The organism is Nocardia sp. NPDC055050 (assembly GCF_053608345.1).
The window spans coordinates 75,310-91,303 of record NZ_JBSGVG010000029.1 but is presented as its reverse complement, the minus strand read 5'-3'; the positions used below and the strand labels follow the sequence as shown (position 1 = coordinate 91,303).

The window sequence follows — 15,994 nt, the reverse complement described above, 5'->3', positions numbered from 1 at the left end:
CCCCCGGCCGCGAATGCGGCCGGGGGTTCGTCGTTCGAGCGGGAGCGGGTCAGTTCTTGACCAGCTCCGGTGCATCCACGTCGTCCTGCACGGGCGCGGCGTGCGGGTCGGTTGCCGCGCGGTTGGGCAGCAGGACCGCCATCGCGATCACGACCAGCGCCAGGACGGCCGAGATCAAGAAGGCCAGGCGCATGCCGTCGAGGGTGGCCACGGCAGGCGGGGTGCCCTCCTCGATGAGCGAGGTGCTGCGGGCCGACATGACCGTGACGACCAGCGCGGTGCCGAAGGCCGCCGCCACCTGCTGGATGGTGCCCAGCATCGAGCTACCGTGCGAGTACAGGTGCATCGGCAGTGCGCCGAGGCCGAGGGTGAACACCGGAGTGAACGTCGCGGCCAGCGACACCATCAGCAGAATATGCAGACCGAGCAGCTGCCAGTACGGCATGTCCATCGAGATCTGGGTGAAACCGGCCAGCGAGGCGGCGATACCGATCGAGCCGGGGATCACCAGCGCCCGACCGCCGAACTTGTCGAACAGCTTGCCCACGGTCGGACCGAGCAGACCCATCGCCAGACCACCCGGCATCACCAGCAGGCCGGTCTCCAGCGGGCTCAGACCGCGCAGGTTCTGCAGGTACAGCGGCAGCAGGATCATCGAGCCCATCATCGCCAGGAACGCGACCGACATCAGGACCAGCGCCTTGGTGTAGGTGCCCTGCAGCAGGACCCGCAGATCCAGCAGCGGGGTCCCGTTGCGCTGCAAGCTGACCTGGCGCAGCGCGAACGCCGCGATCAGCGCGACGCCACCGGCGGTGATCAGTACCGCGGTGGAGTAGCTGTCACCGTGGAACTTGCTCAGCCCGAACACCAGCCCACCGAAGCCGAGGGCCGCCAGTGCCACACTGGGGAGATCGAGCGTGCCCGGCTGCGGCTCGCCGACGTTCTCCAGCTGACGCAGACCCAGCCAGGTGACCAGACCGGCGATCGGCAGCATCACCACGAACAGCAGTCGCCAGGAGTCGATTCCCGGGATGGCGATCTGCAGGATCAGGCCCGAGATCACCGGGCCCATGGCAGGCGCGACCGAGATGGCCAGGGTGACGTTGCCCATCACACGGCCACGGTCCTGCTCCGCCACCACGGTCATCAGGGTGGTCATCAGCAGCGGCATCATCACCGCGGTGCCACCGGCCTGGATGACGCGGCCGATCAGCAGCACCGCGAACGTCGGCGCGAGTGCCGAGATCACGGTGCCTGCGATGAACACGCCCATCGCGGCCGCATAGGCCTGACGGGTGGTGACCCGCTGCAGGAACCAGCCCGTGGTGGGGATGATGGCGGCCATCGTGAGCATGAACGCGGTGGAGACCCACTGCGCGGCGACCTCGGTGACATGGAGATCGCTCATCAACCGCGGGATCGCGTTGATCATGATGGTTTCGTTGAGGATGACGACGAAGGTCGCGAGCACCAGCACGCGGATGACGGTCGGTGTCTTGCCCTTCGTCGTCGGCGTGGATAGATCGGCTGGCATCGGGGTAACCTCCGGAAAACATGGGGAAACGGCGGGGCGTGAGCTGTGGCCCGATGCCGAGTCGACGACGTCCCGGCACCACAAGAGAAGAGACGGATTCGGTCGGTCCAACTCATCGGGCGCCGGTCAGTATTCCGGGCGGGTACGACACAAATCACCTGGTTTTTCGGATTCGCGCTGGCAGGGGCGTATCGAAAGGTGCAGGTCCCGGGGATATCGAAGCTGGTCTCACGCTGGATCGTGAGCCTGGTCACTGCCCGATCTCGGCCGACGGCGCGCCGGTGTGTTCGGCGGAGTGGACCCCGAGATGCGGGGTATACCGGTTAGGTGACTGCGTCGAGAACCTGGCTTGCTGTGGTGTGCGCGATTGTTGCCGCTCTCGGGGGTGCGAAGGCATCGGCCGATCCGGGGGCGTATGTGGCGGGGGAGGCGCCGCTGGGTGGCAGGTCCGCTCAGATCGATGTGTACTCGCCCGCGATGGGGCGGGTGATCCAGAACAACGTGATCAAGGCGGCGGGGGCCGGGGCTCCCACGCTGTATCTGCTCACCGGGGCCGGTGGTGGGGTGGACGGGATCTCGTGGTGGGACGACACCGACGTGCGCAGCTTCTTCGCCGACAAGTTCGTGAACGTGGTGATGCCGGTCGGTGGGGCGTTCACGTTGTACACCGACTGGATTTCCGATGATCCGGGGGTCGGCCGGGTGCGGTGGGAGACGTATCTGACGCAGGAGCTGCCCGGGGTTATCGATGGTGCGCTGGAGACGAGTGGGCGCAATGCCATCGCCGGGGTGTCGATGAGTGCGTCGTCGGCGCTGGATCTGGCGATTCAGAGTGGATCACGGTTTGCCGCGGTGGCGGCGCTGAGCGGTTGCCCGTGGGCTTCGGATCCGATGGGGATCGCGATGGCCAGCGCGCAGGCGGTGCGCGGTGGGGGGAATCCGGGGAATATGTGGGGGATTCCCGGTGGGCCGGGGTGGCGGGAGCATGACGTCTTCGCCAACGCGGGGCGGCTCGCGGGGAAGACCATTTTCCTGTCTGCGGCTACGGGGTTTCCCGGTGCGCAGGATCGGGGGTTGCCGATGCCGCCGATCGAAGCTCTCGCGGGGGCGTGTACGGCTGCGTTCGCTGGGCGGTTGAAACAGTTGGGGATACCGGCTGTGCATGTGCATCGGGCGACCGGGTCTCATACGTGGGGGCAGTTCCAGGCTGACCTGCATGAGGCTTGGCCGCATTTGGCCAGGGCTATCGGGTGAGGGGTTCCAGCACGAGGAGTGGCACCGGGACGGGTGAGGGGTAGCGCCGCGTGGTTATTGAACGCGGGGACTGGGCGGTGTGGTCGGGAGTGTGGGGGTTGAGTTCGGTGGGGTGGGTATCACGGTGACCAGTTGGGGGGTCGAGGCTTCGGGTTCGAGGGTTTCGGGCAGGGTTCTCTGGCGGGTTCTGCGGAACCACCACTGCAGCAACGCGATGCCGATCAGGGCCAGTAGGGCTGTGGTGAGGCTGATGGGTAGGCCGGGTGGGCGCCAGGTGACGGTGAGGGTCGCGTTGTGGGTGCCGGGTGGGATGTCGACCGCTACGAAGGTGCCTGCTACTGCGCGGATGGGGATTTCGCTGTTGCCGAGGGTGGCTGTGTAGCCGGGCCAGGCCAGGCGGGACAGCACGATTCGGCCGCCGGTGCCGGAGGAGACGGTGGCGCGGTTGGTGAGACCTGCCTCGGGCATGACGGTGGCGTGTACGCCGGATTCGTGGGCGATCAGGTCGCCGGGGGAGGGGAGGGGGTTGACTCGCTCGAGGACCCAGATCTGGTGTTCGTGACCGGGGTAGTGGACGAACTTCCAGCCCGCGGGGGCGGGCTCGGTTCCGGCATGGGGATACTGACTGCGTTGCAGGACAATGCGATCCAGGCGCATCAGATCGACGATCGGTGTGTCGGTCGACGGCTCGACGGCGAAGACCCTCCGGTACGCGTCAGGGCAGGTGCCGCCGTCCCAGGCCATGCACAGCAAGCCCGCGAAGGCGGCGTGCCCGACGGGCGTGTACCCGTTCACGTACTGCAATCGGAGGTTCTTGGCGTAGCTGCCCAGCGCGATGGAGCCGTAAGTGCCTGCGAGCGTGCGCTCTTCGTCGCGCACCATGATCCGGTCCGCCAATTGCAGTGTGCGACCGCCGAAATCGGGGAACGCGGTGGTCATGTCCGAGCGCTGTTCGGCGAATCCGTACGACATCGGAGTCCGGGGCGCCGACGCCACCTGGACGAACGCGATCGGGAAGGTCGTGGCGATGGTCAGCGCGGCCGCGGCGGCGATCCCGCGCGTGCGCGCCAGCCACACCACCCCGGCCCCGAGCCCGACCACCACGAACACGGCGAGGGCGTGGCGTTCGACGAGTTTCGGTGCGGCGGAGAACGATCGGATGAACAGCAACGCGATCAGCGCACCCGCCGCGGCGTACCGTCGCCGCGACGCGGTGAAATCGCCGTAGCGACTGATCAGCACGCACACCAGCACCAGCAGCGCGATCGCGAGCATCGGCAACACGCGCGCCGGCCACCGGAGCGGACCGATCGCTCCCGGCCCCGCCGTCCACATCAGGGTCGCCACCGCGAACAGTGCGATGCCGCTCCACGAGGCGGCATGGCGTGCCGCGGACTTCCAATCGATGAAGGCGAGCGCGGGAATCACGAACCACGCGATGTAGACCATCGGTAGCGGCTGCACATGCCCCCACCACGCGGTGAACGCGGGGACGGTGCTCGGCAGGCTCGCGTTGAGCGATTCCGACCACGGGACGGTCAGGAACGGGTCGTTGTGGATGGTGGAGACGTCGCCGCGCCAGGTGGCCTGCGAGGACAGCAGGATCGGCAGGTTGGCGATCATGGACGCGAGCACCGCGAGCCCGGACGCGGTGAGCAGTCGCACGACCGGCGCCCACCTGCGCTGGTACAGGTATTCGCCCGCGGCGACGGTGGCGATCATCAAGCCGGATTCGACTGCGGGAAAAGCGTATTGGATGGTCAGCGCCAGATACAGGAACACGAACAGCGGGATCGGCCCGGTGCGGCCTCGCGCGTAGAGGACCGCGGAGGCCCAGGCGTGCACCAGCCAGGCGGTGCCGGTCTGCGAGGTGAACCAGCTGGCCTCGTCGAAGAACAGGAACCATCCGCTGAACGGAAACGCCACGCCCGCGACCGCGGCCCATGGCGCGCGGGCGCCGTAGGCCAGGCAGATGCGGAAGACGCCGAGTGCGGCGATCGCGGAGAACACGAACTTCACCGCGGTCGCGTACAGCGCGAGATTGTCGAACGAGGGCGCCAGCAGGTACACCAGCAGCTGCGCGGGGTTGTAGAGCCCGGCTTCCTCGAGGCTGTAGTTGCCCGCCATCCATTCCCACGGCACCATCGCCGGGAACCGCCCCGCCCGCAATTCGGTACCGAGCAACTGCCACATCGGCACGTATTGCGCCTCGGTGTCGTCGGTATAGAAGTGCCGCGAATCCCCCAGCAGCACAGCGAGATACCCGAGGAGGACCGCGGCGATGACGACCCCGGCCCACCGCACGACTTGTTTTCGCGGTTCGAGCTCCGCGCGTACCCACACGAGCGCGGGAGCTTAGAGCATGGAGATGAATCGAACAATAGCGCCGGGTATCCGTACGGAAGTGGTGGACGTTTGTCCAGCTCAGATATGGTTAGGGTGGGGTTTGATAGCATGGCGCAACCTGAGCAGGACCCTTCGAGAGAGTCGTCAATTGCAGTTCGAAATCGTCGAGCGGGACGAGACCTGGGTGGCCGGTCTTCCGGTTCGCAGTCCCAAACGCGCACTCGGTGAGCTCCGCGACCGTGACCTCGAAACGGCATGGTCGGCGGTTCTGCATCAGGATCTCGGCGGGCCTCTGGCCAGCGCCTATACCGACTACACCGGTGAGCTGAGTACGTACAACACCCAGATCGTGGGCTACCGGTGCGAGTCGCTCGATCAGGTCACTCGCGGACATCTGGCGGCCCGGTTGCCGCGCGGCACCTACGCGCGCTTCTCCTCGGTCGGTAATTTCCCGCAGGTGATGACGGATCTGTGGACCCAGATCGCCTACGCCGAGGAGCACAACCAGATCAAGCGCACCTTCACCGGCGATTTCGAGTGCTACCCGCACGCCTACAAGATCGACCTGTACCTGGCGGTCGACCCACGATGACCTATTCGATCGTGGTCCGTGGCGCGGCGCTGTACGGCGGCCTGGCGGTGCCGAAGGTGCACCCGAGCTTCAAAGTGAGCAACAGTGACCTGATCGAGTTCCTCAAGGACCGGCTGCGCGACCGCCCCGGCGGCGGCGAACCGCTGCACACGGTCTACGTGCCCGACCCGGCGGGCAACTGGAACGCGCTGGTGGCACGCGAATACGCGACTCCGGACGACGTACCGGTCGGCGATCTCATGCTGCGAGTTCCCAAGGGTATCTATGCCCGTTTCGCGCCCAACGGCGACTATCACGACCCGGTGGAAGACGTCTGGGCCCAGGTCGACGACGCGACGGCGTCGGCCGAGATCTCCCGCGCCTACCGCGAGGAGATCGAAGTGTGGCACGGTCCCGACACGGTGGAATTGTTCGTGTCGATCACGGTTGATAGCTGAAAGTTAGCCGAATTCGAACCGATCGGTCTTGACTCGACCGCCTCTCGCGCATTCACCCGTTCTGACCTGGGATTATTTCAACTGGCTCAGAAGGTTACCGGAAAATTAGCCACTCGTATGGTGCATTCCTGCCGAATGACGGATACTGCGTAGGAAATCTTTGGCTGGTCGGACAAAGCCGACGTGGGTGTAGGTACGGAGTTGTATGAGGGTGTCGGCTCACACCGGCTCGGATAACCGGGTGGTCGGTGCGAATGCGGGCGGGTTGCGGTACCTCGACAGCAGCTCTGGATGCCATGTCCGCATCTGTTCACCAGCGGAAGATCCGGCACTGTGGGATCGGTATCTCGAGGGTGCGCTGAATGGTTACCGGCACTACGGAGTTCAGGACGCGCTCGATGTCGAGACCCTCGCCGACGGCCGTTCGACGTCGCTGTTCCTCGTCGCGATCGATCCTGACGGGTCGGTGGTGGCCGGCCTGCGCGCGCACGGGCCGCACGCGACCGCTGACGACATCCCCGGATTCCACCCATGGCTCGGCACTCCAGGCGAGGCCGCGTTGCGCGCCTCCGTCGACGCCAAGGCGCCGCACGGAGTCGTCGAATCCAAGGGCGGGTGGTCGATACGGTCGGTCCCGCGCAGGCCGGAACTCGGCGCGTTGGTGGCCCGCGGCGTCGTCCACGTCACCTGGCTGCTCGACGTGCGGTACGGGTTCGGCGTCAGCCCCCTGCATCAGCTCGAGTCCTACCGATCGAGTGGGGCACGCCAGGATCCCGGCATTCCCGCCGTGTCCTACCCGGACGAGCGGTACACCACCGTGCCGGTCTGGTGGGATCTGTCCGATCTGTCGGCGGCGACGCCGACCCAGCGCGATCTGATCGACGTCGAGCGCGCGCAACTGCTCGAAGTGCGACGCCCATGATCCGAGACCTCGCGCCCACCGACGTCTTCCGAGCGTCGGTGCTCGATGACGCGGTCCCCGCCGACGCGGCCGAGCTGGCGCGCCTGCGGGAGCTCCCCGGTATCTCGGTGAGCGATCTGCGTCCCGCGATGCGATCGGAACTGGCCCGGCTCAAAGCCGCGCCCGACGCGGACCCGGCCGACGATCGCTGGGTGTACTACCCGTGGCGCCGCGCGCTGGTCGCCATCGTCGGCGCCACCGCGTTTCGCGCTGTTCGGCAGGACCGCAACCGGAACAAGCTGACCATCGCCGAGCAACGACAGCTGCGCGGCCAGGCGGTCGGCGTCATCGGGCAGAGCGCGGGGCACGAGATCGCCTACGTCGCCGCGCTGGAAGGCGCCTGCGGGCTGCTGCGGATCGCCGACTTCGACACCGTCGAGCTGTCGAATCTGAATCGGATTCCCGGTGGGCTGTTCGACATCGGGCTCAACAAGTGTGTCGTCACCGGCCGGCGGATCGCCGAACTCGACCCGTATCTGCCCGTCGAGATCTTCCCGGCGGGCGTCGACGAGTCGTCGATGGACGAATTCCTGACCGGGCTGTCGGTGGTGGTCGAGGTCTGCGATTCCCTCGACGTGAAACTCGCCGCCCGCGAGGCGGCCAGGCGGCACCGCATCCCGGTGCTGATGGAGACCAATGATCGAGGTCTGTTCGATGTCGAGCGATTCGATCTCGAACCCGATCGGCCGCCGTTCCACGGCTTGCTCGGCGAGACGACGAGAGCTGATCTGCGCGGCTTGTCGAACCGCGACAAGGCCCCGCATGTGATGCGGATCCTCGACCCGGATCAGCTCTCGGCCCGGCTCGCCGCCAGCCTCACCGAAATCGACGAGACGGTCACCACGTGGCCCCAGCTCGGCAGCGATGTGGGGCTCGGCGCTGCCATCATCGCCACGGCGGTGCGCCGGATCGGCCTCGATCAGGCGCTGCCGTCCGGGCGAATTCGCGTCGACCTCGAGCGCGAGCTCGACAGCCTCGGCGAGCCCGATCGAGGTGACCGCGGATTCACGGCCGACGCCGTGCCGCTCGACGAGCTCGACGAGCCGCACACATCGATCGCCCGCATCCTGCACGGCATCGAACGCGCGCCGTCGGGTGGCAACGCGCAGCCGTGGGTGGTGCGCGTCGACGGTTCCGCCGTGCATCTCGCGGTCGACCCGGCGCGTACCTCCGGGATGGATATCGGATTCCGTGGCAGCGCGGTGGCTCTCGGCGCGGCCCTCTACAACGCCCGCGTCGCCGCCGCAGCTCAGGGTTTGCTGGGGACGCACGAGATCGTGCTCGGCGGTACGGCGCCCGTGTCGGCGGTGCTGCACCTCGGTGCGCGCGCCGACCCGGAACTGGCCGCCGATTACCCTGGAATGCTGACCCGTGCCACCAACCGGCACCTCGGCGACGGGCGCACCATGGCACCGGAAGTGCTTGATGCACTGGCTGTTTCGGCTGCGGCGGAAGGCGCGTTCGTGCGCGGGGTCACCGATCGCGCCGGGCTCGGCGAGGTCGCCGAACTCCTCGCCGAATCCGACCGCGTCCGCTACCTGACGCCCCGGCTGCACGCGGAGATGTTTGGTGAATTGCGCTGGCCCGCTGACGATTTACGAACCGGGCTCGACCTGCGAACCATGGAGCTGGCCTCCGACGAGTACGCCAAACTGGCCATCGGCGGGCGTGCCGATGTGATGGCCTACCTGCGGAACTGGTCCGGCGGCGCGGCGCTGGGCGACTACGCGCGCCAGCGGATTTCGTCCGGCTCGGCGCTGATCGCGGTCACCTGCCCAGCCGGCGCCGACGCCGATCTGGCCGATTATGTGCGTGGCGGTTCCGCCGTCGAGCGCGTGTGGATTGCCGCGCAGAAGCTGGGCCTCGCGGTCCAGCCGATGTCCCCGGTTTTCCTCTACGTCCGTGACGACAACGATTTGCGCAACGTATCCGCAGGATTCACAGATACACTGGCCTCGATCCACAAACGGTTCTCCGCACTGATGGGAATTCCCGGGCACGAGACGGTCACGGCAGTATTACGACTGAGCTATGCGCCCGCGCCGACAGTACGGAGCGCCAGGCTCCCGGTACTCGGTTCAGGGAACTGACAGATAGCACGATCGGAGAAACGGTGCCTCGGCGAAACCTCGACTCGTTGGTGACGCAGGTCGCCTCGGAGTTGATGGGCGTCGACGCCACGACCATGGTCGTGGCCAGTGAGCGCGTGCTCGCGAGCCTGGTGGACTACTTCGACGTCGAGTTCGCCTATCTGCGCCACACCGTGCGTGAGCAGCGCCAGACCGTGCTGATCGCCGAGTGGCCGCGCCGGCCCTACGTGCCCGACCCCGACCCCTTACGCGTCATCGACTTCGCCGAGGCCGACTCGTTGTTCCTGGCCAGCGAGAACGCCGTCGAGCCGATCATCGTCAGCCGAGGCGACGAATACCCCGACTACCAGGAGATGATCAGGCAGACCACCGGCATGCCCTCGATGGTGACGGCCTGTGTTCCCCTGGTCTCGCGCGGGGTGTCCATCGGCGCGCTCGGCTTCGTCCGGCGCGGTGACCGGGCGTGGACCACCCGCGAGGTCAATGTACTCAAGGCGATCGCGGCCCTGTTCGCCCAGCTACAGGCCAGGGTGGAGGCCGAGGACCGGCTGCGCTACATCGCCTCGCACGACGATCTCACGGGCCTGGCCAACCGGCGCGCGCTGCTCGAGCACATGGAGGAACGACTCGCGCCGGGGAACGAGGGTCCGATCGCGACCTTCTTCCTCGACCTCGATCGGCTCAAAGCGCTCAACGACTTCCTCGGGCACAACGCGGGCGACAATTTCATCCGCACGCTCGCGGCCAGGTTGCGCAAGAACTTCGCCCCCGAGGACATGATCGCGCGCCTGGGCGGCGACGAGTTCGTCATCGTGCCCGCCAAGACGATGGACGCGGTGGCCGCCGAACTGGAGGCGAACCGGATCCAGGAGCTGGTCGGGCGCCGGGTCTCGGTCGGGCAGGAATCGGTGAGCCGCGGGGTCAGCGTCGGCGTGGCGCTCGGTGTGCCCGGCGAGACGACGGTGTCGGACGTGCTGCGCCGTGCCGACCACGCGTTGCTCTCGGCGAAATCCGGTGGTGGCAACGGGATCGCGGTGTTCACCGACGCCATGCGGGTCCAGTTCGAGTTACAGGACGACGTCGAGGTCAACCTGCGCAGCGCGGTGTCCGACGGGTCGATGGTGCTGCACTATCAGCCCGAGGTCGACCTGCGCACCGGACGCATCGTGGCGCTGGAAGCGCTGGTGCGCTGGCAGCACCCCACGCGCGGACTCCTGCCTCCCGGCGCGTTCGTCGCCGTCGCCGAGGCCACCAACCTGGCGGGCGAACTCGGCCGGTGGGTGATCCGGTCGGCGTGTTCGCAATTCGCCGACTGGCGCCGCCGCGGCCTGGCCGCCAATGTGGTGATCCGGATCAATGTGTCCCCGGTCCAGCTGGTGAGCGCCGATTTCGTCGAGCGCATCGAGGACATTCTCCGCCTGTACGGCATCGACGGCAGTTCCGTCTGCCTGGAGATCACCGAGCACGTCGTCGTGCAGGACCTCGTGCGAACCAGACTCACCCTGCGCGGCCTGAAACGGATGGGCGTGCAGATCGCCATCGACGATTTCGGTACCGGCTACAGCTCGCTCTCCCATCTCAAGGCGCTGCCCGTCGACGCCGTGAAGATCGACCGCGGTTTCGTGCAGCGGCTCGGCGACAGCGACGACGACCTGGCGATCGTGAAGTCGATCATCGGGCTGGCCGGGTCGTTCGGCCTCGGCGTGGTGGGCGAGGGGGTGGAGACGCCGATGGCGGCCAGGACGCTGGTCGGTCTCGGCTGCTACCGCGCGCAGGGGTTCCTCATCGCCAGGCCGATGCCGGGTGAGGAAGTCGAGGCGCACCTGCGCGAAGGACGTATCCCGCTCGACCTCGACCTGCCGCGCGCGGGTCGTGGCGTGGCGTCGAGCTGAATCGCGGCGATGCCGTCCGACGATTGGCTCCTGGTGGAGACCCTCCTCCCCGGTGGTGAGCCGACGGTGGTCGCCGCGGGCGCGCACCCGAGGCACTGGTCCGGGCTCGGCTCGCTGCGTCGGGTTCTCGGCCCGTCCCGCGCGCGGATCGCGACAGAGGCGGTGCGGCGCTGCCACGCGGACGGGCACGCGCAGCGCCTGGTCGAGGCGGACACACTGGTGATGACCGAGCCGGTGCCGTGCGCTTACGGCGGCGTCCACGGGGTGCGGCTGTGGGCCGGAGCCGTCGATACCCCGATCCCGCCACCGCGCCGAGTCGCCGCCTGGGACTGGGATGCCGACACCGAGCTCGCCCATCACGGACCCGGTCTGGAGGAACTCGTCTTCGCCAGGGACCCCGAACAGGTCCGGGTGATCCGCACGCCGCCCGAGGCATTCGGCCGGATGGCGCGCTTCGACGGGCGCATCGAGTACTTCGCGATGGTTGCGCGCATCGACGACGGTGGCGTGTGGCAGGGCGAGGTCGACATGGCGGGCGACGACGACGAGGTCCGCCACTTCCAGATGATCACCAGGGCGGTACCCGCGCAACGCCGGATCAGCGCGCTGATGCACGCCATCCCCGAGCTCGACTCCGCGCAGCCCGCGGCCGATCCTGATACGGCCATGTTGCGCGCCGTTTCGCAGAGCAGCGGTGTGGGTGTCGGCATCATCGAGCTGACCAGCGCCCTGATCTACGAATGGGCCGGACCACCGCTGCCCCCGCTGGATCGCTGGCTGGTGGAGCGACCCGTCATCGATCCTGATGATCTCGCCACGTTGCGGGGCGCCTGCCGCGACCTGGCCCGTACTCCGGGTACCGGCAGGCGACTGGCGCTGCGGGTGCGGTTCGCGGTCGGGGAGTGGATCACCGCGCAGGCCGAACTGGTGGCCATGGGTACGGGGCACGGGCTGCTGCGGGTGTGGTCGGCCGGTGACGGCTCGCTCGTCGCGCACTGAGCCGCATCTTTCGACGCTGTTCACCTCCCGTTCCTCGGGCAGGACCCGGAGGTAACCCGCGCGGCGCGACGATCGGCGTGTGCGCATCGTGCAGCTTGCCAATTTCTATGGCCCGCGATCGGGTGGGTTGCGCACTGCCCTGCACCACCTCGGTGAGGGCTATGTGGCGGCGGGGCACGAAGTGGTGCTGATCGTGCCGGGGTCGCGGCGTTCGGAAGAGGTTCTGCCCACCGGTGCGTTGCGAATTACTCTGCCCGCGTTGGGAATTCCGTGGACAGGTGGGTATCGCGCGGCGGATCCGCGGCGGGTGGCCGACGTGTTGTCCGGGTTGTCGCCGGACGTGCTCGAGGTGTCGGACCGGCTCACGCTGCGCGGTTTCGGCCGGTGGGCGGGGCGGCGCGGGGTGGCGAGCGTGATGATCTCGCACGAGCGCCTCGACCGGCTGCTCGGCCAGTTCCTGCCCGGACCCGCCGCGCGCCGCTGCGCCGACGTGGCCAACCGGCGCACGGCAGCCGACTACGACATGGTCGTGTGCACCACCGACTTCGCGCGGGAGGAATTCCTGCGGATCGGTGCGCCGAACGTGGAACTGGTCCCGCTCGGGGTCGACCTCGATCTGTTCAGTCCACGACGCCGTGACTCCGGCTTGCGCGCCGATCTCGGCGTCGCCGGGCATCCGATGCTGGTGCATTGCGGTCGGCTGTCGGTGGAGAAGCGTGTCGACCGCAGTATCGAGGCGGTCGGCGCCCTGCATCGCGCCGGCGTACCCGCCCGGCTGGTCGTCGCAGGCGACGGGCCGCGGCGCGAGTCGCTCGAACGCCGCGCCCGCACCCTGCCCGCCCTGCCCGGAGGTGAACCCGCGGTCCACTTCACCGGCTTCATCAACGAACGCGCGATGGTGGCGAAACTCCTCGCCACCGCGGATGTTTCACTGGCGCCGGGCCCGCACGAGACCTTCGGCCTCGCTGCTCTGGAGGCCTTGGCCGCGGGCACTCCGGTCGTGGCGAGCCGCTCGTCCGCCCTCGCCGATATCGTCACCGCCGAATGCGGGGCCATCGCCGCCGATCGGCCCCGTGCCTTCGCGCAGGCTGTCACCGATGTCTTGGCCATGCCCACCTCCGGCCGCCGTCGAGCTGCCCGCTCGCGCGCCGAGCAATTCGGCTGGCCCCGCGCGGTCGCGGGAATGCTCGCGGTGCTGGGTCGCTGATCGGGCAGGCTCGGCGTTCGGGCTCAGCTCTCCGAGCGGGCCGCCAGGACGGCGTCGTAGAGCTCGCGGCGGGAGGCGCCCCGGCCTGCGGAGACCTCGGCGCAGGCGTCCTTGAGTCGCATGCCGCCTGCCACCAGTGTCTCGACCTCGTCGACCAGTTCGGCGGGTTCGGCCGAAACCGGTTGGGAGCCTTCGAGAACCACGGTGATCTCGCCGCGGGCGCCATCGGCGGACCAGGCGGCCAGTTCGCCGAGCGTGCCGCGGACGACCTCCTCGTAGGTTTTGGTGAGTTCGCGGCAGATGGCGGCGCGACGGTCGGGGCCGAGGACCGCGACCGCGTCGGCCATACAGTCGGCCAGGCGGTGGGGTGCTTCGAAGAAGACGATGGCGCGCTGTTCGGAGGCCAAGGTACGCAACCACTCTCGGCGCTGGCCGCCCTTACGCGGGGCGAAGCCGTCGAAACAGAAGCGTTCCACCGGGAGACCGGACAGGGCCAGCGCGGTGGTGACCGCCGAGGGGCCGGGCAGGCAGGTGACCGGGAGATCACGGTCGACGGCGGCGGCGACCAGCCGATAGCCGGGGTCGCTCACCGACGGCATGCCGGCATCGGTGACCAGCAGGACTGTCAGACCGCTCGCGATGTCGTCGAGCAGGGCGGGGATACGGGCGGCTTCCACATGGTCGTAGAAGCTGACGATGCGGCCGGTGATCTCGACGCCGAGTGCCTTCGCGAGCGATTTCGTGCGGCGGGTGTCCTCGGCCGCGACCACGTCGGCCGAACCGAGCGCGTCGCGCAGTCGCTGCGAGGCGTCGCCGATGTCGCCCATGGGGGTTGCCGCTAAGACCAACACAGTGTTGTCCGACCTCTCCGGTAAGTTCTCCCCGCAGGCGATCGAGTGCGGCGAGCAGTGCGGCCAGGCGGTATTCGGTCGCCCGGAAGCCGCGTGCGTAGATGGCGCGTGTTCATTCTGTCAGGCGGGGGAGCCGCGCCCGAGGGCGCGTAGGTGGGGAAACGAGGGGGCACAAGTGTCGGGTCGGACTTCGTGGGTGGCACCGCCTACGATCGGGGCGTGATCCCGGTGACCGATGAGCGCGCGATGCCTCCGTCGCGTCCCGTGTCGGCGTCGGTCAGTCCCGCGCCGCTGCGCCCGGCCCCCGATTTCGGTCCGCTCGACACCGCGCGCGGCTGGCTCGTCACCGCGGTGCTCACCGTCATCGCCGCGCTGACCAGGTTCATCAACCTGAACTATCCGACCGACGCGCGCACTCCCGTCTTCGACGAAAAGCATTACGCCCCACAGGCCTGGCAGATGGTCACCGGCGGCGGCGTGGAGGACAACCCCGCCTACGGCCTGGTCGTGCACCCACCCGTCGGCAAGCAGTTCATCGCCCTCAGTGAGGCGATCTTCGGCTACAACGCGTGGGGCTGGCGTGGTACGGCGGCGCTGGCGGGCACGATCCTGGTGCTGCTCGTGGTGCGGATCGTGCGCCGGATGGCCCGCTCGACGCTGATCGGCGCGTTCGCGGGCGTGCTGCTCATCGCCGAGAGCCTGACCTTCGTCTCCTCGCGCATCGGCATGCTCGACATCTTCATGTCGCTGCTGGTCACCGCGGCGTTCGGCTGTCTGATAGTCGACCGCGACGAAATGCGCGAGCGGATGGCTCGCGCGGATCTGGCCGGGCGGGTCGGCGTCTCGGACTGGGGTCCGCGGCTGGGCGTGCGCTGGTGGCGGTTCGGCGCGGGCGTGCTGCTCGGGCTCGCGTGCGGCACCAAGTGGTCGGGCATCTACTACATCATGTTCTTCGGCCTGCTCAGCGTGGCCTTCGACGTGAGCGCGCGCCGCGCGTACGGGGTGCGCAAACCGTGGCTGGGCGCGATGGTGCGCGACGTGGGGCCCGCGCTGTACGCGCTGGTGGTGATTCCGCTGGTGGTGTACCTGTCGTCGTATTGGGCGTGGTTCGCCAGCGAGAACGGGGTGTTCCGGTACGCGGTGGGCAATCAGGTCGGCAGCGGTGGCGCGTTCGCGTTCCTGCCCGACGCGCTGCGCTCGCTCTGGTACTACCAGGGCGAGACCCTCGACTTCCATTCCAGTCTCACCAATTCGGCGGGCAACCACCATCCGTGGGAGTCCAAGCCGTGGACCTGGCCGATGGGCCTGCGCCCGATGCTCTACTACTACGCCGACGGCACCGTCACCGGTTGCGGCGAAGCGCAGTGCGTGAAGGCCGTGATGGCCGTCGGCACGCCCGCGCTGTGGTGGCTGGCGCTGCCGCTGATCGGCTGGATGGTGTGGCGTTCGGTGGTGCGCCGCGACTGGCGTTACGCGGCGGTGCTGGTGGGCTACGGCGCGGGGCTGCTGCCGTGGTTCCTGACGCTGGACCGCCAGATGTACTTCTTCTACGCGGTGGTGCTCGCGCCGTTCCTGGTGATGGGGATGGCGCTGGCACTCGGCGACATCCTCGGGTCGGCGAGACCCGCCGGGATACCGCGCAGTCCGACGGGTACCTATCTTCCCGCCCCGGTGAACGAGCGGTACGCGCTCGGCTTGCTGATCGTCAGCATCTATCTGGGCTTGGTGATCGCGAACTTCGTCTGGCTGTGGCCGATCCTCACGGGCCAGGCGATCACGCCGCAGAACTGGCAGGACCACCTCTGGCTGCCGAGCTGGCGGTAGCGCCGGG

At 68.3% G+C, this 15,994-nt stretch carries 12 protein-coding genes; 9 read left to right on the top strand and 3 right to left on the bottom strand.

The window, feature by feature from the left end:
• Window positions 1–49: 49 nt before the first annotated feature.
• Entirely contained in the window at window positions 50–1,534 is a 1,485-nt protein-coding gene (locus tag ACWGCN_RS25865) for an MDR family MFS transporter (protein WP_452454056.1), read from the bottom strand.
• A 327-nt stretch (window positions 1,535–1,861) separates the two neighbouring features.
• On the opposite strand from ACWGCN_RS25865, the gene ACWGCN_RS25860 reads away from it, so the two are divergent.
• Window positions 1,862–2,788 carry an alpha/beta hydrolase gene (locus ACWGCN_RS25860; RefSeq protein ID WP_452458768.1) on the top strand — a complete coding sequence of 309 codons (927 nt, stop codon included), beginning with the start codon at window positions 1,862–1,864 and terminating at the stop codon, window positions 2,786–2,788.
• Between the two features lie 54 nt (window positions 2,789–2,842).
• Here ACWGCN_RS25860 and ACWGCN_RS25855 read toward each other — a convergent pair whose 3' ends face one another.
• A complete protein-coding gene (locus ACWGCN_RS25855; protein ID WP_452458767.1) occupies window positions 2,843–5,131 on the bottom strand; it encodes a hypothetical protein in 2,289 nt (762 codons plus the stop codon).
• A 151-nt stretch (window positions 5,132–5,282) separates the two neighbouring features.
• On the opposite strand from ACWGCN_RS25855, the gene ACWGCN_RS25850 reads away from it, so the two are divergent.
• The 7 genes from ACWGCN_RS25850 (at window position 5,283) to ACWGCN_RS25820 (ending at window position 13,312) form a co-directional block, all read left to right on the top strand.
• Window positions 5,283–5,726, top strand: coding sequence for a GyrI-like domain-containing protein (locus ACWGCN_RS25850; RefSeq protein ID WP_378993237.1), 444 nt, complete (start codon window positions 5,283–5,285; stop codon window positions 5,724–5,726).
• On the top strand, window positions 5,723–6,163 hold the full coding sequence (locus ACWGCN_RS25845; RefSeq protein WP_378635974.1) for an AraC family transcriptional regulator: 441 nt from the start codon (window positions 5,723–5,725) through the stop codon (window positions 6,161–6,163). The genes ACWGCN_RS25850 and ACWGCN_RS25845 overlap by 4 nt, the downstream gene beginning before the upstream one ends.
• Window positions 6,164–6,368: 205 nt before the next feature.
• On the top strand, window positions 6,369–7,085 hold the full coding sequence (locus tag ACWGCN_RS25840) for a hypothetical protein (protein ID WP_452454060.1): 717 nt from the start codon (window positions 6,369–6,371) through the stop codon (window positions 7,083–7,085).
• Complete coding sequence (locus ACWGCN_RS25835) at window positions 7,082–9,214, top strand: Rv1355c family protein (protein ID WP_452458766.1); 2,133 nt, start codon at window positions 7,082–7,084, stop codon at window positions 9,212–9,214. The genes ACWGCN_RS25840 and ACWGCN_RS25835 overlap by 4 nt, the downstream gene beginning before the upstream one ends.
• Before the next feature lie 23 nt (window positions 9,215–9,237).
• The gene (locus ACWGCN_RS25830; RefSeq protein WP_452458765.1) at window positions 9,238–11,106 is read left to right on the top strand and encodes a putative bifunctional diguanylate cyclase/phosphodiesterase; all 1,869 of its coding nucleotides are present in this window, start codon (window positions 9,238–9,240) and stop codon (window positions 11,104–11,106) included.
• 9 nt (window positions 11,107–11,115) lie between these two features.
• Window positions 11,116–12,105, top strand: coding sequence for a GAF domain-containing protein (locus ACWGCN_RS25825; RefSeq protein WP_452458764.1), 990 nt, complete (start codon window positions 11,116–11,118; stop codon window positions 12,103–12,105).
• Window positions 12,106–12,184: 79 nt separating this feature from the next.
• Window positions 12,185–13,312, top strand: coding sequence for a glycosyltransferase (locus ACWGCN_RS25820; protein ID WP_378993229.1), 1,128 nt, complete (start codon window positions 12,185–12,187; stop codon window positions 13,310–13,312).
• Between the two features lie 23 nt (window positions 13,313–13,335).
• Here ACWGCN_RS25820 and rsmI read toward each other — a convergent pair whose 3' ends face one another.
• Window positions 13,336–14,205, bottom strand: coding sequence for a 16S rRNA (cytidine(1402)-2'-O)-methyltransferase (gene rsmI / locus ACWGCN_RS25815; RefSeq protein ID WP_378993328.1), 870 nt, complete (start codon window positions 14,203–14,205; stop codon window positions 13,336–13,338).
• 177 nt (window positions 14,206–14,382) lie between these two features.
• Here rsmI and ACWGCN_RS25810 point away from each other — a divergent pair, with 177 nt between their 5' ends.
• A complete protein-coding gene (locus tag ACWGCN_RS25810) occupies window positions 14,383–15,987 on the top strand; it encodes a dolichyl-phosphate-mannose--protein mannosyltransferase (protein ID WP_378993227.1) in 1,605 nt (534 codons plus the stop codon).
• Window positions 15,988–15,994 lie beyond the last annotated feature (7 nt).